This window comes from Acidovorax sp. PRC11 (assembly GCF_031844105.1).
Classification (GTDB): Bacteria; Pseudomonadota; Gammaproteobacteria; order Burkholderiales; family Burkholderiaceae_C; genus Paracidovorax.
In genome coordinates, this window is the sequence record NZ_JAUZUQ010000014.1 from 1 (window position 1) to 19,594 (window position 19,594).

A 19,594-nucleotide genomic window follows, 5' to 3' on the forward strand; every position below is an offset into this window, starting at 1 on the left:
TTAAATCCTTGAAAGAGCAGGAAACACAATGTCCAAGCAAAAGATCCGCATCCGCCTGAAGGCTTTCGATTACAAGCTGATCGACCAGTCCGCCGCCGAGATCGTCGACACCGCCAAGCGCACGGGCGCCATCGTCAAGGGCCCCGTGCCCCTGCCGACGCGCATGAAGCGTTTCGACATCCTGCGTTCGCCGCACGTCAACAAGACGTCGCGCGACCAGTTCGAAATCCGCACGCACCAGCGCCTGATGGACATCGTCGATCCCACCGACAAGACCGTGGACGCGCTGATGAAGCTCGACCTGCCGGCCGGCGTGGACGTCGAAATCAAGCTGCAGTAATCCCTTCCTGCTGCCTACAGCGCGGCGCGGCCCTCCGGGGCCGCGCCGCGCTCCCTGACGCGGACTTGCCTGCAAAGGCAGTCCGCGTTATACTTTGCGGCTTCGCGTTTTTTGCGTCCGGATGGCCGGGCGCGGGGTGCGGAGTTTTATCAACCTTCTTTCGCGCACATAGGTGCTTAGCCGTCGAGGCCAGCGCCCGTCGTGCAAACGTTTCGGCCAATTGAAGTCGGGGCGGCGGAAGCTTTGGAGAACAACCAATGAGTCTGAGCAACTCCCTCGGGTTGCTGGGCCGCAAGGTGGGCATGATGCGTCTGTTCACCGATGACGGGGACGCAGTGCCCGTCACGGTGGTGGATGTGTCCAACAACCGTGTGACCCAGGTGAAAACCCAAGAGAACGATGGCTACGTGGCCCTGCAGGTCACGTTCGGTTCGCGCAAGGCATCTCGCGTGACCAAGCCCGAAGCCGGCCACCTTGCCAAGGCAGGTGTGGAAGCCGGTGAAATCATCCAGGAATTCCGCGTCACCGCAGAAACCGCCGGCAAGTACGCCGCGGGTGCTGCCGTGCCGATCACGGACGTGTTCTCGGTGGGCCAGAAGGTCGACGTGCAAGGCACCTCGATCGGTAAGGGCTACGCCGGCACGATCAAGCGCCACAACATGGCATCGCAGCGCGCGTCGCACGGTAACAGCCGTTCGCACAACGTGCCCGGCTCCATCGGCATGGCGCAGGATCCCGGCCGCGTGTTCCCCGGCAAGCGCATGACGGGCCACCTCGGCGACGTCACCACCACCACGCAGAACCTCGACGTCATCCGCGTCGACGAAGCTCGCCAACTCCTCCTGATCAAGGGCGCGATCCCTGGTTCCAAGGGCGGGTTCGTGACCGTGCGTCCCGCCGTCAAGGCCAAAGCTTCCCAAGGAGCGAACTAATGCAGCTCGAACTCCTGAATGACCAAGGCCAGGCCGCGTCCAAGATCGACGTGCCCGAGACCGTGTTCGACCGCCAGTACAACGAAGACCTGATCCACCAGATCGTCGTGGCCTACCGCGCCAATGCCCGCCAGGGTACCCGCGCGCAGAAGGACCGCGAGCAGGTCCGTCACTCGACCAAGAAGCCTTTCAAGCAAAAGGGTACGGGTAACGCACGTGCCGGTATGACCTCCTCCCCGCTGTGGCGTGGGGGCGGCCGCATCTTCCCGAACCTGCCTGAAGAAAACTTCACGCAGAAGATCAACAAGAAGATGTACCGCGCCGGCATGGCTTCCATCCTGTCGCAGCTCGCCCGCGAAGGCCGTCTGGCCGTGGTGGACTCGCTGACGGTGGAAAGCCCGAAGACCAAGGTCCTGGCCGACAAGTTCAAGGCCATGAACCTGCAATCGGTGATGGTGATCGCCGATGAAGTGGACGAAAACCTGTACCTCGCTTCCCGCAACCTGAAGAACGTGTTCGTCGTCGAGCCGCGTTACGCAGATCCGGTGTCGCTGGTGCATTACAAGAAAGTGCTCGTCACCAAGGGCGCTATCGACAAACTCAAGGAGATGTTCGCATGAGCACGACCCAGTTTGACGAAGGCCGTCTGATGCAGGTTCTGGTCGCTCCCATCGTGTCCGAAAAGGCCACCATGGTTGCCGAGAAGTCCAATGCTGTGACGTTCAAGGTGCTGCAGAACGCAACCAAGCCCGAAATCAAGGCCGCCGTGGAATTGATGTTCAAGGTCGAGGTCAAGGGCGTTTCTGTGGTGAACACCAAAGGCAAGACCAAGCGCTTTGGCAAGACCATCGGCCGCCGCGACAACGTGCGCAAGGCCTATGTGACGCTGAAGGAAGGTCAAGAGCTGAACCTGTCCGGGGAGGCCGCTTAAATGGCAGTCATCAAGATGAAACCCACCTCGCCCGGCCAACGTGCCGTGGTGAAGGTGACGCGTGACCACCTGTACAAGGGCGAGGCTTTCGCTGCGCTGCTGGAACCCCAGCACCAGAAGTCCGGCCGCAACAACAACGGTCACATCACCACCCGTCACAAGGGCGGTGGCCACAAGCACCACTACCGCGTGGTGGACTTCCGTCGCAACAAGGACGGCATCCCCGCGAAGGTCGAGCGCATCGAGTACGACCCGAACCGTACGGCCCACATCGCCCTGGTGTGCTACGCCGACGGCGAGCGCCGCTACATCATCGCTCCGCGCAATCTGGAAGTCGGCGCCACGATCGTGAGCGGTTCCGAGGCCCCGATCCGCGTGGGCAACACGCTGCCGATCCGCAACATCCCCGTCGGTTCGACGATCCACTGCATCGAGCTCAAGCCCGGTGCCGGTGCCCAGATCGCCCGTTCCGCTGGCACGTCCGCCACCCTGCTGGCCCGCGAAAGCGTGTACGCCCAGGTGCGGATGCGCTCCGGCGAAGTGCGCAAGATCCACATCGAGTGCCGCGCCACCATTGGTGAAGTCGCCAACGAAGAGCACAGCCTGCGCCAACTGGGCAAGGCCGGCGTGAAGCGCTGGATGGGCATTCGCCCGACCGTCCGCGGCGTGGCCATGAACCCGGTGGATCACCCGCACGGTGGTGGCGAAGGCCGCACCGGCGAAGGCCGCCATGCTGTCGATCCTTGGGGCAATCTGACCAAGGGCTATCGCACCCGCAACAACAAGCGCACACAGGTCATGATCGTGTCGCGCCGCAAGAAGTAAGGGATAACAAATGACTCGTTCTCTCAAAAAGGGTCCGTTTGTTGACCACCACTTGCTGGCCAAGGTCGAAAAGGCCGTCGCCACCAAGGACAAGAAGCCAGTCAAGACCTGGTCGCGTCGCTCCATGGTTCTGCCCGAGTTCATCGGCCTGACCATCGCCGTGCACAACGGCAAGCAGCACGTGCCGGTCTATGTCACCGACCAGATGGTGGGCCACAAGCTGGGCGAATTCGCCCTGACGCGCACCTTCAAGGGTCACCCCGCTGATAAAAAAGCGAAGAAGTAAGGAACGACCATGTCTGAAACACGTGCAGTCCTTCGGGGCGTCCGTCTGTCGGTCGACAAGGGCCGTCTGGTCGCTGATCTGATCCGCGGCAAGAAGGTCGACCAGGCACTGAACATCCTGTCGTTCACGCAGAAAAAAGCTGCCGGCATCGTCAAGAAGGTTCTGGAGTCCGCCATCGCCAACGCCGAGCACAACGACGGCGCCGACATCGACGAACTGAAGGTCAAGACCATCTACGTCGAACAAGGCACGACGCTCAAGCGCTTCACGGCCCGCGCCAAAGGCCGCGGCAACCGCATCAGCAAGCCCACCTGCCACGTTTACGTGACGGTCGGCAACTGAGGCCAAAGGAAGAATATGGGACAGAAAATCCATCCTACCGGCTTCCGCCTGGCCGTGAGCCGCAACTGGGCCAGCCGCTGGTACGCGAGCAACCGTGACTTCGCCGGCATGCTGGCCGAAGACATCAAGGTGCGCGAGTACCTGAAGGCCAAGCTCAAGAACGCCGCCGTGTCGCGCATCCTGATCGAGCGTCCTGCCAAGAACGCCCGCATCACGATCTACTCGGCACGTCCCGGCGTCGTGATCGGCAAGAAGGGCGAGGACATCGAGAACCTGAAGAAGGAACTCGCCACCCGCCTGGGCGTGCCGGTCGCAGTGAACATCGAAGAAGTGCGCAAGCCCGAAATCGATGCCAAGCTGATCGCCGACTCGATCACCCAGCAGCTCGAAAAGCGCATCATGTTCCGCCGCGCCATGAAGCGCGCGATGCAGAACGCGATGCGCCTGGGCGCCCAGGGCATCAAGATCATGTCCGCCGGCCGCCTGAACGGCATCGAAATCGCACGTACCGAGTGGTACCGCGAAGGCCGTGTGCCGCTGCACACCCTGCGCGCCGACATCGACTACGGCACCTCCGAAGCCAAGACCACCTACGGTGTGATCGGCGTGAAGGTGTGGGTCTACAAGGGTGACACGCTGGGCCGCAACGACCTGCCGGTGGCTGAAACGCCCCGTCCGGAAGAAGAGCGTCGCCCGCGCGGTCCGCGCCGTGACGGCCGCCCGGGTGGCGACCGTGCCGGTGCCGGCCGTGGTCCCCGCCGTCCGATGGGTGGCAATGCCGCCCCGGCCGACGGCAGCGACAAGCCCGCCGGTGCCGGTGGCGCCGATAACACCGCCGTTAAGCGCGTTCGCAAGGTTGACGCGCCCGCTACAGCAGCGGACGGCAAAGGAGAATAACGATGCTGCAACCCGCTCGCCGCAAATACCGCAAAGAGCAGAAGGGCCGTAACACCGGCGTTGCCACCCGTGGCAACTCGGTGGCCTTCGGCGACTTCGGCCTGAAGTGCACGGACCGTGGCCGCCTGACGGCCCGCCAGATCGAGGCCGCACGCCGTGCGATCTCCCGCCACGTGAAGCGTGGTGGCCGCATCTGGATCCGCGTGTTCCCGGACAAGCCGATCTCCACCAAGCCCGCAGAAGTGCGTATGGGTAACGGTAAGGGCAACCCCGAGTACTACGTGGCTGAAATCCAGCCCGGCAAGGTGGTGTTCGAGATCGTCGGCGTTCCCGAAGAACTGGCCCGTGAAGCGTTCCGCCTGGCTGCCGCCAAGCTGCCGCTGCGCACCACGTTCGTCGCACGTCAAATCGGCGCTTGATCAGGAGTATTGAAATGACCAAAGCTGCTGAACTGCGCCAAAAAGACGTCGCCGGCATCGAAGCCGAGATCAAGTCCCTGCAGAAGGCCCACTTCGGCCTGCGCATGCAGAAGGCTACGCAACAACTGGGCAACACGAGCACGCTGCGTTCCACGCGCCGTGACATCGCACGTGCCAAGACCATCCTTGCTGAAAAGCAAGCCGCCAAGTAAGGAGCCGACATGACGGAAGCTAAAAAATCCCTCAAGCGCACCTTGGTTGGCAAGGTGGTCAGCGACAAGCGCGCCAAGACCGTGACCGTGCTGGTCGAGCGCCGCGTGAAGCACCCGATCTACGACAAGATCGTGATGAAGTCGAGCAAGTACCACGCCCATGACGAAAATGGCGAGTACAAGCTGGGCGACACCATCGAGATCACGGAAAGCCGCCCGCTTTCCAAGACCAAGAACTGGGTCGCCACGCGCCTCGTTCAAAAGGCTGGCCTGCTCTGAGTGGTTCACCACTCCTGGCGACACGCCTCCTGAAAACGGCCCACAATCGTGGGCCGTTTTTTCATTTCCGGCCTTCCTTTTTTCCCGTCCCTTCCCTTCACATCACTTCAACTGGAGAACCCAACCATGATCAAGATCGGTGACGCACTGCCCGCGGTGACCCTGATGGAATACTCGGACACCGAAGGCGAGGGCTGCAGCCTCGGCCCGAACCCGGTGGACGTGGCCCAGGCCTCGGCCGGCAAGACGATCGCCCTGTTCGCCGTGCCCGGCGCCTTCACGCCCACCTGCTCGGCCAAGCACGTGCCCGGCTACGTGGAGCAGGCCGAGGCATTCAAGGCCGCGGGCGTGGACGAGGTCTGGTGCCTGAGCGTGAACGATGCGTTCGTGATGGGCGCCTGGGCGCGCGACCAGAAGACCGCCGGCAAGGTGCGCATGCTGGCCGACGGCGATGCCGCGTTCGCCAAGGCCACCGGCCTGACGCTGGACCTGAACGGCAAGGGCCTGGGCCTGCGCAGCAACCGCTATTCGATGCTCGTCAAGGACGGCAAGGTCGCCTCGCTGAACATCGAGGCCCCGGGCAAGTTCGAGGTGAGCGACGCCGACACGCTGCTGGCCCAGGCCCGCGGCTGAGGACGGCGCCCCAGGCCCCTTCCCGGCGCCGTGGCACTCTCAGTCGATATCGACCTTGAGGTAGTGCGAGCCCGCGATCGGGTTGTGGTAGTAGGGCGGGATTTCCTCGAATCCCAGGTCCGCGTAGAGCGCGCGGGCCGATTCCATGCCGTCCAGCGTGTCCAGCAGCACGCAGGCGTAGCCGGCCCGGCGGGCCACGTCGAGCATGGCCTCGGCGAGCTGGCGCCCGAGGCCGAAGCCGCGGAACGCCTTGCGCACGTAGAGGCGCTTCATCTCGGCGGCGTTCGGGTAGTCGGCGGTGTCCAGCGGCCGCAGGGCGCAGCATCCGGCCACCGCGCCGCCCACCTCCGCGAGCAGGATCTGGCCGCGTGGCGGCGCGTAGTCCGCGGGCAACTGGGCGAGTTCGGTCTCGAAATCCTGGAATTGCAGGTCGATGCCCAGGCTGTCGCCGTATTCCCGGAAGATGTCGCGCACGGCGTCCATTTCGGCGGGCTCGGAGGGCATGAGGAGGTCGACGGAAGGCTGTTCCACGAGGCAAAGGCAGGGAGTGGTGCGGAAAAACAGTGTACTGGCACGTGCCGCGCGCAGACCATGCGGGATGGCCCGGGCGCGCGGAGCGTCACGCTCGGCAAGCGCCCGTGGCCTGGATGCGGCACCGCACCGTGAGCCCACCCCTGGTACCGCGCACCGGGCGGCGCATGCGGCGGGAACGCTCAGGTCTCGGCCAGGAGCCGTTCGATCAGGCGGTGGAGTTCCGGGAAATCCGGCGCGCCCACGTAGCTCTTCACGATCTCGCCGCGCTTGTTCACGATGAAGGTCGAGGGCGTGAGGCGCACGTCGCCCCAGGCCTTGGCCACGGCGCCGGTGTTGTCGATGGCCACCTTGAAGGGCAGTTGCCGGGTCTGCGCGAAGTTCACCACGTAGCTCGGCGGGTCGTAGCTCATGGCGACGGCCAGCGTGTCGAAGCCGCGGTCGCGGTACTTGCCGTAGGTGGAGATGATCTCCGGCATCTCGGCCACGCAGGTGGTGCAGCTGGTGGCCCAGAAGTTCACGAGCGTGACCTTGCCGCGCAGGTCCGCCGTGGTCTGGCGGGAGCCGTCGAGCAGCACGAAGGTGGATTCAGGCGCCTGCGAACGGCCGGCGCCCAGGTAGACGAACGCCCCCACGCCCAAGCAGGCGGCGACCACCGCCGCGCCGATCCATTGCTTCATGCCCATCGTCGCCCCGCCTTTCTGCAGATCCCGGATTCCCTGCGCGGCCGCACGCGGCATGCGCTGATCCACCATTGTGCCGGACGGGATGCTCCGGCGTACGGGGCGTTGGAGGCCGGGCGCGGGCGGAAAGTTCGTCGCTTGACGTGCGTCAATGGGGCAGGGCGGTGCTGCGGCCGGGAGCCGGGGGCCCGGAGCCGCGCGCCCGGTGCGTGGGCCTCCTCCCGGCTGCGGATAATGGCCCGATGCGCCCGATCCCTTCCGCCATTGCTGCTCGGTTCCGATGCGTGGGTGCCTGGGCGCGCAGGGGCGGACAGGGGTGGCTGGCGGCTGCGGCCCTGCCATGGGCCCTGGCGGCCTGCAGCCCGCCGCTCGACTGGCGCACGGTGCGCCTGGAGGGCGCCGGGCTGGAGGCGGTGCTGCCGTGCAAGCCGGACCGCGCCGCGCGGCCGGTGGAGCTGGGCGGGCAGACAGTGGAGCTGTCGATGGCGGGCTGCAAGGCGGATGGAGCGACCTTTGCCGTGTCGCACATGGTGCTGGACGGCTCCGCCGGTGCCGCGGAGGCCGGCGCGGTGCTGTCGCAGTGGCGCGCGGCCACGCTCGGGCGCATGGGGGTGCCTGCGGCGGATGCCGCGGCGGCCGGCAGCCCTTTCACGCTGCCGGGCGCGCTGCCCCTGCCGCAGTCGGTGCGCGTGCAGGTGCAGGGCGTCTCGCCGGACGATTCCGCGGCCGTGGTCGCGCATGCCGTCTGGTTCGCCCGGGCCGAGGCCGCCGCCGCGGGGAGCGCGCCGCGCCTGCGGCTCTACCATGCGGTGCTCTATGCGCCGACGCCGCGTGCCGCCGCGGCCGACACGTTCTTCGGCGGGCTGGCCCTGCGGTGATGCGGCGGCGCGCGGCGTTGCGCGGCCGGGAAAACGAGAGGCGCTGGGTCGGGGGCGTGCCATGTCCGTGCCCGTGACCGGGGCGGCGCCATAATGCGGTTCACCCGATCCATCCATGAGCACGCGCCTTCTCCTCATTGCCCACGCCCCGCTGGCCCATGCGCTGCGCGCCTGCGCCCTGCATGTGTTTCCCGAATCCGCCGACGACATCCTGGCCCTGGACGTGCATCCCAATGCACCGCCCGAGGACACGCTGGCGGCCGCCCGCATCCTGCTGGAAAGCGGCGACGCGGACGCCGCCTCCACGCTCGTGCTCGCCGACGTGTTCGGCGCGACGCCGTGCAACGTGGCGCAGCGCCTCGTGGACGGCGAGCGGTCTCGCCTGGTGACGGGCGTGAACCTTCCCATGCTGCTGCGCACAGTGACCTACCTGCGCGAGCCGCTCGATGCGCTCGTCGCACGGGCGATCGCGGGCGGCACCCAGGGGGTGATGCAGGTCGCGGCCGCGGCCCCCCAGAACCAGAACCGACGCTCCCGCCATGATCAAGACGAGTATCACCATCAGCAATAAGCTGGGCCTGCACGCCCGTGCGTCCGCGAAGCTCACGAAGCTGGCCGGCAGCTTCCCCTGCGAAGTGTGGCTGGGCCGGGGCGAGCGCCGCGTGAATGCCAAGAGCATCATGGGCGTGATGATGCTGGCCGCCGGCATCGGCTCCGAGGTCACGATCGAGACCGACGGCCCGCAGGAGCAGGAGGCGATGGACGCGCTGCGCGCGCTCATCGACGGCAAGTTCGGCGAAGGGGAGTGACGCTCCGCATGGCCCCCCGATCCACCGCCGCACCCGGAGACACCCGATGACGTTCGCGGTCCATGGTCTGGCCGTCGCCCGGGGGATCGCCATCGGGCGCGCGGTGCTCGTCGGCTCCAGCCGCGTGGACGTGGCCCATTACTTCATCGAGCCCGACCAGGTGCGCGCGGAGATCCTGCGGGTGCGCGACGGGCGCAATGCGGTGGTCGAGGAATTGCAGCGGCTGCAGGCCGAGATGCCCGCCGACGCGCCGCCCGAACTGGCGGCGCTGCTCGACGTGCACCTGATGCTGCTGCAGGACGAGACCCTGGTGAGCGGGGTGAAGCACTGGATCACGGACCGCCTCTACAACGCCGAATGGGCGCTGACCACGCAGCTGGAGATCATCGCGCGCCAGTTCGACGAGATGGAGGACGAGTACCTGCGCGAGCGCAAGGCCGACCTGGAGCAGGTGGTCGAGCGCATCCTGCGGTACATGAAGGGCGTGGCGAGCCCCGTGGCGCCGCCGCCCCCGGGCCCCCGGCGCTCGGGCGCGGCGGTGGGGCTCGGGCTGCAGCAGGACCTGCTGCCCGGCGACATGGTGGACGTTCCGCTGGTGCTGGTGGCGCACGACCTCTCGCCGGCGGACATGCTGCAGTTCAAGCAGAGCGTGTTCGCGGGCTTCGTGACCGACGTGGGCGGCAAGACCTCGCACACGGCGATCGTCGCGCGCAGCATGGACATTCCCGCGGTGGTCGGCGCCCGCGCCGCGAGCCAGCTGGTGCGGCAGGACGACTGGGTGATCATCGACGGGGATGCGGGCGTCATGATCGTCGATCCGTCGCCGATCATCCTGGCCGAGTACGGTTTCCGCCAGCGCCAGGCGGAACTCGAGCGCGGGCGGCTCTCCCGGCTGCTGCACACCCCCGCGGTCACGCTCGACGGCGAGCGCATCGAGCTGCTGGCGAACATCGAGCAGCCGGGCGACGCGGCCGGGGCAGTGCGCGCCGGTGCCGCGGGCGTGGGACTGTTCCGCAGCGAGTTCATGTTCATGGGGCGGGGCGACGATCTCCCCGGCGAGGAGGAGCAGTACCGCGCCTACCGCGCCGCGGTGGAGGGCATGCAGGGCCTGCCCGTCACGCTGCGGACCATCGACGTGGGCGCGGACAAGCCGCTGGACGGCAAGGCCGCCAAGGAGGCGCCCAGCCACCTCAACCCGGCCCTGGGCCTGCGGGCGATCCGCTGGAGCCTGGCCGATCCGTCGATGTTCCGCACGCAGCTGCGCGCCGTGCTGCGCGCGGCCGCGCACGGGCCGGTGAACCTGCTGTTCCCGATGCTGGCCCACGTGGGCGAGATCCGGCAGACGCTCGCGCAGGTGGACATGGCGCGGGCCGAACTGCAGGCGCAGGGCGTGCCCTATGGCGCGGTGCAGCTGGGCGCGATGATCGAGGTGCCGGCCGCGGCGCTGATCGTGCGCCGCTTCCTGCAGTATTTCGATTTCCTCTCCATCGGCACGAACGACCTGATCCAGTACACGCTCGCGATCGACCGGGCCGACGAGAGCGTGGCCCATCTCTACGATCCGATGCACCCGGCGGTGCTGCAGCTCGTGGCCGACGTGATCGCGGAAGGCCACCGCCAGGGCAAGAGCGTGTGCCTGTGCGGCGAGGCCGCGGGCGACGTGTCCATGACGAAGCTGCTGCTGGGCCTGGGGCTGCGCAGCTTCTCGATGCATCCCGCGCAGATCCTGGCCGTGAAGCAGGAAGTGCTGCGGTCGGACACGCGCAAGCTCGCGCCCTGGGCGCGCACGGTGATCGACGCCGACAGCCCGGCCGACGTGCTGGGCGGCTGACCCGCCGGCCGGCGGTCCCCTGGGGCCGGCTCAGAAGTTCTTCGTCAGCGTGGCGATGAAGCGGCGGCGGTTCGGCGAGGTGCGGCCCGCGTCGCCCGGGCCGGTGGCGGCGGCGTAGGCATCCCCGCGAGTGGCGCCCTGCATGGAGCCGGCGAGCAGCAGGCCGTCGCCGAAGTCCCAGGACGCACCGAGCTGGTAATCGGCATAGCTCGGAAGGCCGAGCGACCGGATGTCGCCGGACATGCGGGTATATCCGACGGCCGCCTTGAGCGTCAGCCGGGGCAGCAGTTCGCGGCTGTAGGCGAGGCTGGTGTAGCCGGTGCCGCGGCCGGAGAGGCCGGAGCCGCCGCTGGCACCGGCATAGCCGAAGTAGTCGCGCGAGACGGTGTGGGCGTACTTCAGCGTGAACTGCCCCAGGGTGTCGCTGCCGTAGCCCGCGCTGGCGTACACCTCCCGGGTGTTGCCCGCCCGGTTGCCGGGGTAGAGGTAGGCGATCGCGCCCAGGTCCATGTCGATCGGCCCGGCCTTGAAGCGCCAGCCGCCGTAGAGGTCGCTCTCCAGGCTGTTGCCGCGCTGCCATTGCACGCTGGAGTTCCAGGTGCCCACATACCAGCCGCTGTCGCCGAAGGCATAGTCCAGGCCGCCCTGCACGGCCGGCTTGAACGCGCTGCTGCGGGCGAAGCCGTCGCTCTTGAGCATGTCCTGGTCCTGGCCGCGGAACTTGTAGTCGGTGGTGAGGGCCAGGTTGCCGGTGAGCTGTGCGTGGGCCCCGGGCGCCGCGGCGAGGCAGGCGGCGAGGAGCGTGGCGGGGAGGGCGATGCGGTGCGTGCGTTTCATGGGGAAATGCGCCGCCCGTGGCGACGCGGTGAGGAAAGCCGCCAGCGTAGGGAGGCCGCCGTCAAAACGGTGTCAAAAGGCATGCCCGCAGCGTCAAGGCGGCATCAATGCGGACTGCGCCGCGCCGGTTTTTACGCCGCGTTTACGGGCGCCCGGGGAAGCTGTGCACACTTTTTACGCGGGCTTTTCCAGAATGCCTCCATCGCCCGCAAGGGTTGTTGGAGTGCATGAACATGGATGTGCTGTGGGTTGCCGCGATCGCGGCGTTGTGGGTGGCCATGGCCGAGGCCGTGGTGATCCTGGGCCGCCACGATGGCCGGCCGCGGGGAGCGTCGCGATGATCGGCATCGACGTGCTCTACGGGTTCGGCGCCATCGTCGCGGTGCTGCTGTTCGCCTACCTGGTGTTCGCGCTGATCTGCGCGGAGGAGTTCTGACATGGACACCTCCGCCTGGGGCCTGCTGGCCCTGTTCCTGGTCGTGCTGGGCCTGCTGGCCTGGCCGCTCGGCCGCGGCCTGGCCGCGGTGTGCGGCGGGCGCCTGCCGGCCTGGATGCACCGCGCCGAAGCGCCCCTCTACCGCCTGGCCGGCGTGCGGCCGCAGCAGGGCATGCACTGGCGCCACTATGCGCTGGGGCTGCTCGCCTTCAATGCGCTGGGCGTGCTGGCGGTGTATGCGCTGCAGCGCCTGCAGGGCGTGCTGCCGCTCAATCCGCAGGGCCTGCCGGCCGTGGCGCCGGATTCCGCCTTCAACACGGCGGTGAGCTTCGTCGCGAACACCAACTGGCAGGGCTATGCGGGCGAATCCACGATGGGCTACCTCGTGCAGATGCTCGGGCTGTCGGTGCAGAACTTCCTGTCCGCCGCCACGGGCATCGCGGTGGCCTTCGCGCTGGCGCGGGGATTCGCCGCGCGCCGCACGGACGGTGCCGGCCACGTGGGCAACGTGTGGGCGGACCTGGTGCGCATCACGGCCTGGGTGCTGGTGCCCCTGTCGTTCGTGCTGGCCCTCCTGCTCGCGGGCCAGGGTGTGATCCAGAACTTCGCGCCCTATCAGGAGGTGGCGACGGTGGAGACGACCGTCTACCAGGCGCCGCAGACCGATGCGCAGGGCCAGCCGGTGAGGGATGCCTCCGGCAACCCGGTCACCCGCGAGGCGAGCACGCGCACGCAGACGCTGCCGATGGGCCCGGTCGCCTCGCAGGAGGCGATCAAGATGCTGGGCACGAACGGCGGCGGCTTCTTCAACGCCAACTCGGCTCATCCCTACGAGAACCCGACGCCGCTCACCAATTTCGCGCAGATGCTGGCGATCTTCCTGATCCCCGCGGCGCTGTGCTTCGCGTTCGGCCGCGTGGTGGGCGACTGGCGCCAGGGCGTGGCCATCCTGGCCGCGATGACGCTGATGTTCGTTGTGGCCGTCTCCGCGGTGACGGCGGCGGAGCAGGCGGGCAACCCGGCGCTCTCCGCCCTGGGGGCCGATCCGGCGGCCTCGGCGCTGCAGGCCGGCGGCAACATGGAAGGCAAGGAGGTGCGCTTCGGCATCTCCGCCTCGGCCCTGTTCGCGGCCGTCACCACGGCGGCCTCGTGCGGTGCCGTGAACTCCATGCACGATTCGTTCACGCCGCTGGGCGGCATGGTGCCGATGGTGCTGATGCAGCTCGGCGAGGTGGTGTTCGGCGGGGTCGGCACGGGCCTCTACGGCATGCTGGTGTTCGCCATCCTCGCGGTGTTCATCGCGGGGCTGATGATCGGCCGCACGCCCGAGTACCTGGGCAAGAAGATCGAGGTGCGCGAGATGAAGCTGACCTCCGCCGCCATTCTCGTGACGCCGATCCTGGTTCTGGTGGGCACCGCCGTGGCCGTGCTGGCGCCCGCGGGCCAGGCCGGCATCGCGAACCCGGGCGCGCACGGTTTCTCGGAGGTGCTGTATGCGCTCACCTCGGCCGCCAACAACAACGGCAGCGCCTTCGCGGGCCTGTCGGCCAACACGCCCTTCTACAACGTGCTGCTGGCGCTGGCCATGTGGTTCGGCCGTTTCGGCGTGATCGTGCCGGTGCTGGCCATCGCCGGATCGCTCGCCGCCAAGAAGCGGCTGCCGCCCGGCCCCGGCACCATGCCTACGCACGGCCCGCTGTTCGTGGCGCTGCTGGTGTTCACGGTGCTGCTCGTGGGCCTGCTGAATTACGTGCCTTCGCTGGCGCTCGGCCCGGTGGTGGAACACCTGGTGCTGCAGGCCCGGTGAGCGCGAGGAGAAATACGACATGACGACCCCCCACTCCCCGGCCCCGGCATCCGCCGCGGCCCCGGTTCCCGCACGGAACCTCACGCTCCTCGATGCCGCGCTCGTGCGCCCGGCCGTCTGGCAGGCTTTCGCCAAGCTGGACCCGCGCGTGCAGTGGCGCAATCCGGTGATGTTCATCGTCTTCATCGGCAGCATCTTCACGACGCTGCTGTGGCTGCAGGCGCTCACCGCCGCGCAGGATATGGGCATGCGCCCGGCGTTCATCCTGGCGGTGGCCGTGTGGCTCTGGTTCACGGTGCTGTTCGCCAACTTCGCGGAGGCGCTGGCAGAAGGCCGCAGCAAGGCGCAGGCCGCGTCGCTGCGCGGGCTGCGCAAGGACACCTGGGCCAAGAAGCTCTCCGAGCCGCGCCACGGCGCGCGCTTCCTGCCCGAGCAGGCCACCAACCTGCGCAAGGGGGATGTGGTGCAGGTGGACGCCGGCGACGTGATCCCGCTCGATGGCGAGGTGATCGAGGGCATGGCCTCGGTGGATGAGAGCGCCATCACGGGCGAGTCGGCACCGGTGGTGCGTGAGTCCGGCGGCGACTTCTCCGCCGTGACCGGCGGCACGCGCGTGCTGTCCGACTGGCTGGTGGTGCGCATCACGGTGAACCCGGGCGAATCGTTCCTTGACCGCATGATCGGCATGGTGGAGGCCGCCAAGCGGCAGAAGACGCCCAACGAGGTGGCGCTGACCATCCTGCTGGTGGCGCTCACCATCGTGTTCCTCGTGGTGACGGTGACGCTGCTGCCGTTCTCCCTGTTCAGCGTGCAGGCCTCGGGCGCGGGCACCGTGGTGTCGCTCACCGCGCTGATCGCGCTGCTGGTGTGCCTGATCCCGACCACCATCGGCGGCCTGCTGTCGGCCGTGGGCGTGGCGGGCATGAGCCGCATGATGCAGGCCAACGTGATCGCCACCTCGGGCCGCGCCGTGGAGGCCGCGGGCGACGTGGACGTGCTGCTGCTGGACAAGACCGGCACGATCACGCATGGCAACCGGCAGGCGAGCGCGTTCATGCCGGCGCCGGGCGTGACCCGCGCGCACCTGGCCCGGGCCGCGCTGATGGCCTCGCTGGCCGACGAGACGCCCGAGGGCCGCAGCATCGTGGAGCTGGCGCGCCGCGAAGGCATCGAGGCGGAAGCCGGCGCGGCCGAAGGCCTGGTGCTGGTGCCCTTCACCGCGCAGACCCGCATGAGCGGCGTGGACCTGCCCGCCACGAACGGCGCGGCCGCCGTGGCGCTGCGCAAGGGCGCCGTGCAGGCGCTGACCCGGCACGTGGAGGCGCTGGGCGGCGCGATGCCGATGGAGGTGGCCCGCGCCGCGGACGACGTGGCACGCCGCGGCAGCACGCCGCTGGCCGTGGCCGAGGGCGCGCGCGTGCTCGGCGTGGTGGAGCTCAAGGACATCGTCAAGGCCGGCATCCAGTCGCGCTTCGCGGAGCTGCGGCGCATGGGCATCAAGACCGTGATGATCACGGGCGACAACCGGCTCACCGCCGCGGCCATCGCGGCCGAGGCCGGGGTGGACGACTTCCTCGCCGAGGCCACGCCCGAGGACAAGCTCGCCCTCATCCGCCGTTACCAGTCCGAAGGCCGGCTGGTCGCCATGACCGGCGACGGCACGAACGATGCGCCCGCGCTGGCCCAGGCCGACGTGGCCGTGGCCATGGGCAGCGGCACGCAGGCCGCGAAGGAGGCCGGCAACATGGTGGACCTGGATTCCAACCCCACCAAGCTGCTGGAGGTGGTGGAGACGGGCAAGGCGCTGCTGATGACGCGCGGCTCGCTCACCACGTTCTCGATCGCCAACGACGTGGCCAAGTACTTCGCGATCATCCCGGCGATGTTCGTCTCCACCTATCCGCAGCTCGGTGCGCTGAACGTGATGCGGCTGGCGAGCCCGTCGTCGGCCATCCTGTCGGCCGTGATCTTCAACGCGCTGATCATCGTCTTCCTGATTCCGCTCGCGCTCAAGGGCGTGCGCTACCGCCCCGTGGGCGCGGCCGCGCTGCTGCGGCGCAACCTGGCCGTGTACGGCCTGGGCGGGCTCGTCGTGCCGTTCATCGGCATCAAGCTCATCGACTGGGCGCTCGTGGCCGTCGGCCTCGTCTGAACGCGTTTTTGCGGAGAACCACCATGGCTTCCTCTTCCCTCGCAACGCCGGCCGCTCCGGCCGTCCCGCCCACCACCGATAGCCCGGACGACGGCGGCGCACCTGTGCTCCGCGGGCCGCTGCTGCGTCCGGCGCTGGCGTTGTTCGCCTGCCTGTCGCTGGTCACCGGCGTGCTGTATCCGCTGGCCGTCACCGGCGTGGCGCAGTCCGTGTTCCCGCGGCAGGCCGAGGGCAGCATCGTGCGCGACGCGGCCGGGAACGCCGTCGGCTCGCGCCTGATCGGGCAGAACTTCACCGACCCCGCGCATTTCTGGGGCCGTCCGTCGGCCACGGCACCGATGCCCTACAACGCGGGCGCCTCGGGCGGCTCGAACCTGGGGCCGGCGAATCCCGCCCTCGCCGATGCGGTGAAGGCCCGCATCGAGGCGCTGCGGGCGGCCGACCCCGGCAACACCGCGCCCGTGCCGGTGGACCTCGTCACGGCCTCGGCCAGCGGGCTCGACCCGCACATCAGCGTGGCGGCGGCCCGCTACCAGGCGGCCCGCGTGGCCCGCGCGCGCGGCCTGCCGCTGGAGCGCGTGGAAGCGCTGGTGCGATCGCACACCGAGGCGCCGCTGCTGCCATGGCTCGGCGAGGCGGGCGTGAACGTGCTCGCGCTCAACCTGGCGCTCGACGCGGTACGTTGAATCCGGGAGACTGCGCACACCCGTGCCGCCCTCCAGCATGCCGACAGACCTCCGACCCGATCCCGACGCCCTCATCGCGCAGATGCGCGCCGAGGAGCAGCGCGTGCAGCGCGGCAGGCTGCGCATCTACTTCGGCGCCAACGCCGGCGTGGGCAAGACCTGGTCGATGCTCGGCGCCGCGCAGCGCGAGCGCCAGGCAGGCCGCGACGTGCTCGTGGGCGTGGTGGAAACCCACGGCCGCGCCGAGACGGCGGCGCTGCTCGACGGCCTGCCGGTGCTGCCCCGGCGCACGCTGGAGCACGGCGGCCGCGCGCGCACCGAATTCGACCTGGACGCCGCGCTGCAGCGCCGGCCGGCCGTGCTGCTGGTGGACGAGCTCGCGCACTCGAACGCGCCGGGCTCCCGCCATGCCAAGCGCTGGCAGGACGTGCAGGAGCTCGTGGCCGCGGGCATCGAGGTCTGGACGGCGCTCAACGTGCAGCACCTGGAAAGCCTCAACGGCACCGTGGGCGCGATCACGGGCGTGCGCGTGCACGAGACCGTGCCCGACACCGTGCTCGACGAGGCCGACGAAGTGGTGTTCGTCGATGCCACGCCCGACGAACTGGCCGCGCGCCTGGCTGCGGGCAAGGTCTATCTGCCGCAGCAGGCCGAGCGCGCGGCGCAGAATTTCTTCCGCAAGGGCAACCTGATCGCGCTGCGCGAGATCGCCCTGCGGCGCACGGCCGAACACGTCGAGGACGACGTGCGCGGCTGGCGCGTCGAGCAGTCCGGCGGGGGGCACGGCGTGCCGCAGGCCTGGAACACCTCCGGCGCGCTGCTGGCCTGCGTGGGCCCGCACGAGGACGCCGCCCACACCGTGCGCACGGCCGCCCGCCTGGCCGGCCAGCTCAATGTGCGCTGGCACGCCGCCTATGTCGAGACCCCGCGGCTGCAGCGGCTGCCCGCGCCGCAGCGCGACCGCATCCTGGCCGTGCTGCAGCTGGCCGAAGAACTGGGTGCGGAAACCGCCGTACTCACCGGCAGCGCGGTGGCGCCCGCGCTGGCCGAACACGCGCGCCAGCTCAATTGCGCGACGGTCGTGGTGGGCCGTGCCCATCGCCGCACGGGGCCCGGGCGATGGTGGCCGGCCCCTGGCACGGCGCAGGCGATCGGCAGCGCCGCTCCCGCGCTGGACATCGTGGAAGCGGGCGAGCCGGGAAGCAGCCGCCGGCTGCCGTCGGCGCTCTGGCGCCAGGTGGACGATGCGGCCGGTGGCGGCGCGCAGGAAGATGCGGACCGGCCCTCCGCCCGCTGGCCCGGCTACGGCGCGGCCGTGGCCGCGAGCGTGGCCGTCACGCTGCTCGCGCTGCCGCTCTCCGGCGTGCTGGAGCTGACCAACATCGTCATGCTCTACCTGCTGGGCGTGGTCGGCGTGGCGGTGCGCTTCGGGCGTGTTCCCGCCGCGCTGGCTGCGCTGCTCAACGTGGCGGCGTTCGATTTCGTGTTCGTCTCGCCGCAGCTGTCCTTCGCCGTGAGCGACGTGCAGTACCTCGTCACCTTCGGCGTCATGCTCGGCGTGGGGCTGCTCGTGGGGCAGCTCACGGCGGGGCTGCGGTTTTCCGCGGGCGTCTCGGCCGGGCGCGAGCAGCGCATGCGCTCGCTGTTCGAACTCACGCGCGAGCTCTCGGCGGCGCTGGAGGCCTCGCAGGTGGTGGACATCGCCACCCGGGCGGTGCAGCAGCATTTCGGCGGGCAGGCCGTGGTGCTGCCGCTGGACGACACCGATCGCCTCGCCGTGCCCGGCGTGCCGCCCGCGGGCTTCGATCCGAGCGTGGCGGACTGGACGCTGCGCCACGGCCGCAGCGCGGGCCTGGGCACGGCCACGCTGGCCGCGCAGGGCTGGCGCTACGTGCCGCTCACGGCCCCGATGCGCGTGCGCGGCGTGCTCGCGCTCGCACCCGCGCGGCCGCGCTGGCTGCTCATCCCCGAGCAGGCGCAGCACCTGGAAACCCTCGCGCGGCAGGTCGCCATCGCGCTGGAGCGCGTGCACTACGTGGAGGTGGCGCAGCGCGCCGTGCTGGACATGGAATCCGAGCGCCTGCGCAACGCACTGCTCGGCGCCATCTCGCACGACGTGCGCACGCCGCTCACCGCGCTCATCGCGCTGGCGGAGTCGCTGCCGGCCCAGTCCGACGAAGCACTGCCTGCCGCGTCGCGGGCCATCGTGCAGCAGGCCCACCAGCTGCATGCCCTGGTCAGCAACCTGCTGGACATGGCGCGGCTGGAGAGCGGCCTGGCGGGCGGCAGCGTGCGCCTGCGGCGCGACTGGCAGTCGGTGGAGGAGGTGGTGGGCTCGGCCATCCGGGCGGCACGGCCCGCCCTGGGGGCGCTGGAGGTGCGCACCGCGCTGTCCGCGGACCTGCCGCTCGTGGAGTTCGACGCGGTACTGATCGAGCGCGTGCTCGTGAACCTGCTGGAGAACGCCGCCAAGTACGGCGCGCCGCCGATCGACGTTGCCGCCGAGGCGCTGCCCGGCCTGCTTCGCATCCGCGTGCGCGACCACGGCCCGGGGCTGCCCGCGGCGCTGCGCGGGCGCGAGCACACGCTGTTCGACAAGTTCACGCGCGGACAGGCCGAGTCGTCCACGCCCGGCGTGGGCCTGGGGCTGGCGATCTGCCGCGCCGTCGTGCTGGCGCACGGCGGCGACATCGCGGCAGCGGGCGCCGCGGCCGGTCCCGGGGCAGAATTCACCGTCACCCTGCCGCGGCGCCATCCGCCCGCCGTGCCGGAAGCCGCCGAGCTGCCGGACGACGGCGCCTCCGCCCCCCAGGGCCCGGGCGCCGCCTCTCCTGAATGAACTCCTGCC

The 19,594-nt window shown here is 69.3% G+C and carries 24 protein-coding genes; 21 read left to right on the top strand and 3 right to left on the bottom strand.

Annotated elements, in window-relative coordinates; all coding sequences use genetic code 11:
- Positions 1 to 28 precede the first annotated feature (28 nt).
- From rpsJ to Q9R47_RS16090, 12 genes are all read left to right on the top strand, one after another.
- Positions 29 to 340: a 30S ribosomal protein S10 gene (rpsJ, locus tag Q9R47_RS16035; RefSeq protein WP_003059431.1), complete on the top strand. Its 312-nt coding sequence runs from the start codon at positions 29 to 31 to the stop codon at positions 338 to 340.
- Between the two features lie 257 nt (positions 341 to 597).
- Complete coding sequence (rplC, locus tag Q9R47_RS16040) at positions 598 to 1,272, top strand: 50S ribosomal protein L3 (RefSeq protein ID WP_311234195.1); 675 nt, start codon at positions 598 to 600, stop codon at positions 1,270 to 1,272.
- Positions 1,272 to 1,892 carry a 50S ribosomal protein L4 gene (gene rplD / locus Q9R47_RS16045; RefSeq protein ID WP_311234196.1) on the top strand — a complete coding sequence of 207 codons (621 nt, stop codon included), beginning with the start codon at positions 1,272 to 1,274 and terminating at the stop codon, positions 1,890 to 1,892. The genes rplC and rplD overlap by 1 nt, the downstream gene beginning before the upstream one ends.
- Complete coding sequence (gene rplW, locus Q9R47_RS16050; RefSeq protein ID WP_092838241.1) at positions 1,889 to 2,203, top strand: 50S ribosomal protein L23; 315 nt, start codon at positions 1,889 to 1,891, stop codon at positions 2,201 to 2,203. Before rplD ends, rplW begins: the two co-directional genes overlap by 4 nt.
- The gene (gene rplB, locus Q9R47_RS16055) at positions 2,204 to 3,028 is read left to right on the top strand and encodes a 50S ribosomal protein L2 (protein WP_311234197.1); all 825 of its coding nucleotides are present in this window, start codon (positions 2,204 to 2,206) and stop codon (positions 3,026 to 3,028) included.
- A 10-nt stretch (positions 3,029 to 3,038) separates the two neighbouring features.
- The gene (gene rpsS / locus Q9R47_RS16060; protein ID WP_010467177.1) at positions 3,039 to 3,314 is read left to right on the top strand and encodes a 30S ribosomal protein S19; all 276 of its coding nucleotides are present in this window, start codon (positions 3,039 to 3,041) and stop codon (positions 3,312 to 3,314) included.
- Between the two features lie 9 nt (positions 3,315 to 3,323).
- Positions 3,324 to 3,656 carry a 50S ribosomal protein L22 gene (gene rplV / locus Q9R47_RS16065; RefSeq protein ID WP_100412086.1) on the top strand — a complete coding sequence of 111 codons (333 nt, stop codon included), beginning with the start codon at positions 3,324 to 3,326 and terminating at the stop codon, positions 3,654 to 3,656.
- Positions 3,657 to 3,671: 15 nt separating this feature from the next.
- A complete protein-coding gene (gene rpsC / locus Q9R47_RS16070) occupies positions 3,672 to 4,553 on the top strand; it encodes a 30S ribosomal protein S3 (protein WP_311234198.1) in 882 nt (293 codons plus the stop codon).
- 2 nt (positions 4,554 to 4,555) lie between these two features.
- Complete coding sequence (gene rplP, locus Q9R47_RS16075; protein ID WP_056662458.1) at positions 4,556 to 4,972, top strand: 50S ribosomal protein L16; 417 nt, start codon at positions 4,556 to 4,558, stop codon at positions 4,970 to 4,972.
- Positions 4,973 to 4,986: 14 nt separating this feature from the next.
- Entirely contained in the window at positions 4,987 to 5,184 is a 198-nt protein-coding gene (gene rpmC / locus Q9R47_RS16080; RefSeq protein WP_311234199.1) for a 50S ribosomal protein L29, read from the top strand.
- Between the two features lie 9 nt (positions 5,185 to 5,193).
- Entirely contained in the window at positions 5,194 to 5,463 is a 270-nt protein-coding gene (rpsQ, locus tag Q9R47_RS16085) for a 30S ribosomal protein S17 (protein WP_271464983.1), read from the top strand.
- A 126-nt stretch (positions 5,464 to 5,589) separates the two neighbouring features.
- Positions 5,590 to 6,096, top strand: a complete 507-nt coding sequence (locus Q9R47_RS16090; RefSeq protein WP_311234200.1) for a peroxiredoxin — start codon at positions 5,590 to 5,592, stop codon at positions 6,094 to 6,096.
- Positions 6,097 to 6,135: 39 nt separating this feature from the next.
- On the opposite strand, the gene Q9R47_RS16095 is transcribed toward Q9R47_RS16090, so the two are convergent.
- Together Q9R47_RS16095 and Q9R47_RS16100 are read right to left on the bottom strand one after the other, a co-directional pair.
- Entirely contained in the window at positions 6,136 to 6,600 is a 465-nt protein-coding gene (locus tag Q9R47_RS16095) for a GNAT family N-acetyltransferase (protein WP_404977159.1), read from the bottom strand.
- 209 nt (positions 6,601 to 6,809) lie between these two features.
- The gene (locus Q9R47_RS16100; protein ID WP_311234321.1) at positions 6,810 to 7,313 is read right to left on the bottom strand and encodes a TlpA disulfide reductase family protein; all 504 of its coding nucleotides are present in this window, start codon (positions 7,311 to 7,313) and stop codon (positions 6,810 to 6,812) included.
- Between the two features lie 239 nt (positions 7,314 to 7,552).
- Here Q9R47_RS16100 and Q9R47_RS16105 point away from each other — a divergent pair, with 239 nt between their 5' ends.
- The 4 genes from Q9R47_RS16105 to ptsP all read left to right on the top strand — a co-directional run bounded on the left by Q9R47_RS16105 (position 7,553) and on the right by ptsP (position 10,828).
- Positions 7,553 to 8,188, top strand: a complete 636-nt coding sequence (locus Q9R47_RS16105; RefSeq protein WP_311234202.1) for a hypothetical protein — start codon at positions 7,553 to 7,555, stop codon at positions 8,186 to 8,188.
- 115 nt (positions 8,189 to 8,303) lie between these two features.
- Positions 8,304 to 8,759 carry a PTS fructose transporter subunit IIA gene (locus Q9R47_RS16110; RefSeq protein WP_311234203.1) on the top strand — a complete coding sequence of 152 codons (456 nt, stop codon included), beginning with the start codon at positions 8,304 to 8,306 and terminating at the stop codon, positions 8,757 to 8,759.
- Positions 8,728 to 8,997: an HPr family phosphocarrier protein gene (locus Q9R47_RS16115; RefSeq protein WP_311234204.1), complete on the top strand. Its 270-nt coding sequence runs from the start codon at positions 8,728 to 8,730 to the stop codon at positions 8,995 to 8,997. Before Q9R47_RS16110 ends, Q9R47_RS16115 begins: the two co-directional genes overlap by 32 nt.
- Before the next feature lie 46 nt (positions 8,998 to 9,043).
- The gene (gene ptsP / locus Q9R47_RS16120; protein WP_311234205.1) at positions 9,044 to 10,828 is read left to right on the top strand and encodes a phosphoenolpyruvate--protein phosphotransferase; all 1,785 of its coding nucleotides are present in this window, start codon (positions 9,044 to 9,046) and stop codon (positions 10,826 to 10,828) included.
- Positions 10,829 to 10,858: 30 nt separating this feature from the next.
- Here the strand turns inward: ptsP and Q9R47_RS16125 are convergent, their stop codons facing one another.
- The gene (locus tag Q9R47_RS16125) at positions 10,859 to 11,665 is read right to left on the bottom strand and encodes a TorF family putative porin (RefSeq protein ID WP_311234206.1); all 807 of its coding nucleotides are present in this window, start codon (positions 11,663 to 11,665) and stop codon (positions 10,859 to 10,861) included.
- 337 nt (positions 11,666 to 12,002) lie between these two features.
- Between Q9R47_RS16125 and kdpF the strand changes: the two genes are divergently transcribed.
- Genes kdpF through Q9R47_RS16150 form a run of 5 tightly spaced genes read left to right on the top strand, consistent with a single transcriptional unit; the run spans position 12,003 to position 19,585 of the window.
- On the top strand, positions 12,003 to 12,101 hold the full coding sequence (gene kdpF / locus Q9R47_RS16130) for a K(+)-transporting ATPase subunit F (protein WP_019703860.1): 99 nt from the start codon (positions 12,003 to 12,005) through the stop codon (positions 12,099 to 12,101).
- 1 nt (position 12,102) lies between these two features.
- Positions 12,103 to 13,908: a potassium-transporting ATPase subunit KdpA gene (gene kdpA / locus Q9R47_RS16135; protein WP_311234207.1), complete on the top strand. Its 1,806-nt coding sequence runs from the start codon at positions 12,103 to 12,105 to the stop codon at positions 13,906 to 13,908.
- Between the two features lie 19 nt (positions 13,909 to 13,927).
- Complete coding sequence (kdpB, locus tag Q9R47_RS16140) at positions 13,928 to 16,060, top strand: potassium-transporting ATPase subunit KdpB (RefSeq protein ID WP_311234208.1); 2,133 nt, start codon at positions 13,928 to 13,930, stop codon at positions 16,058 to 16,060.
- A gap of 23 nt (positions 16,061 to 16,083) precedes the next feature.
- Complete coding sequence (kdpC, locus tag Q9R47_RS16145) at positions 16,084 to 16,746, top strand: potassium-transporting ATPase subunit KdpC (protein ID WP_311234209.1); 663 nt, start codon at positions 16,084 to 16,086, stop codon at positions 16,744 to 16,746.
- A gap of 37 nt (positions 16,747 to 16,783) precedes the next feature.
- Positions 16,784 to 19,585: a DUF4118 domain-containing protein gene (locus Q9R47_RS16150; RefSeq protein WP_311234210.1), complete on the top strand. Its 2,802-nt coding sequence runs from the start codon at positions 16,784 to 16,786 to the stop codon at positions 19,583 to 19,585.
- The last annotated feature ends 9 nt before the right edge of the window (positions 19,586 to 19,594 follow it).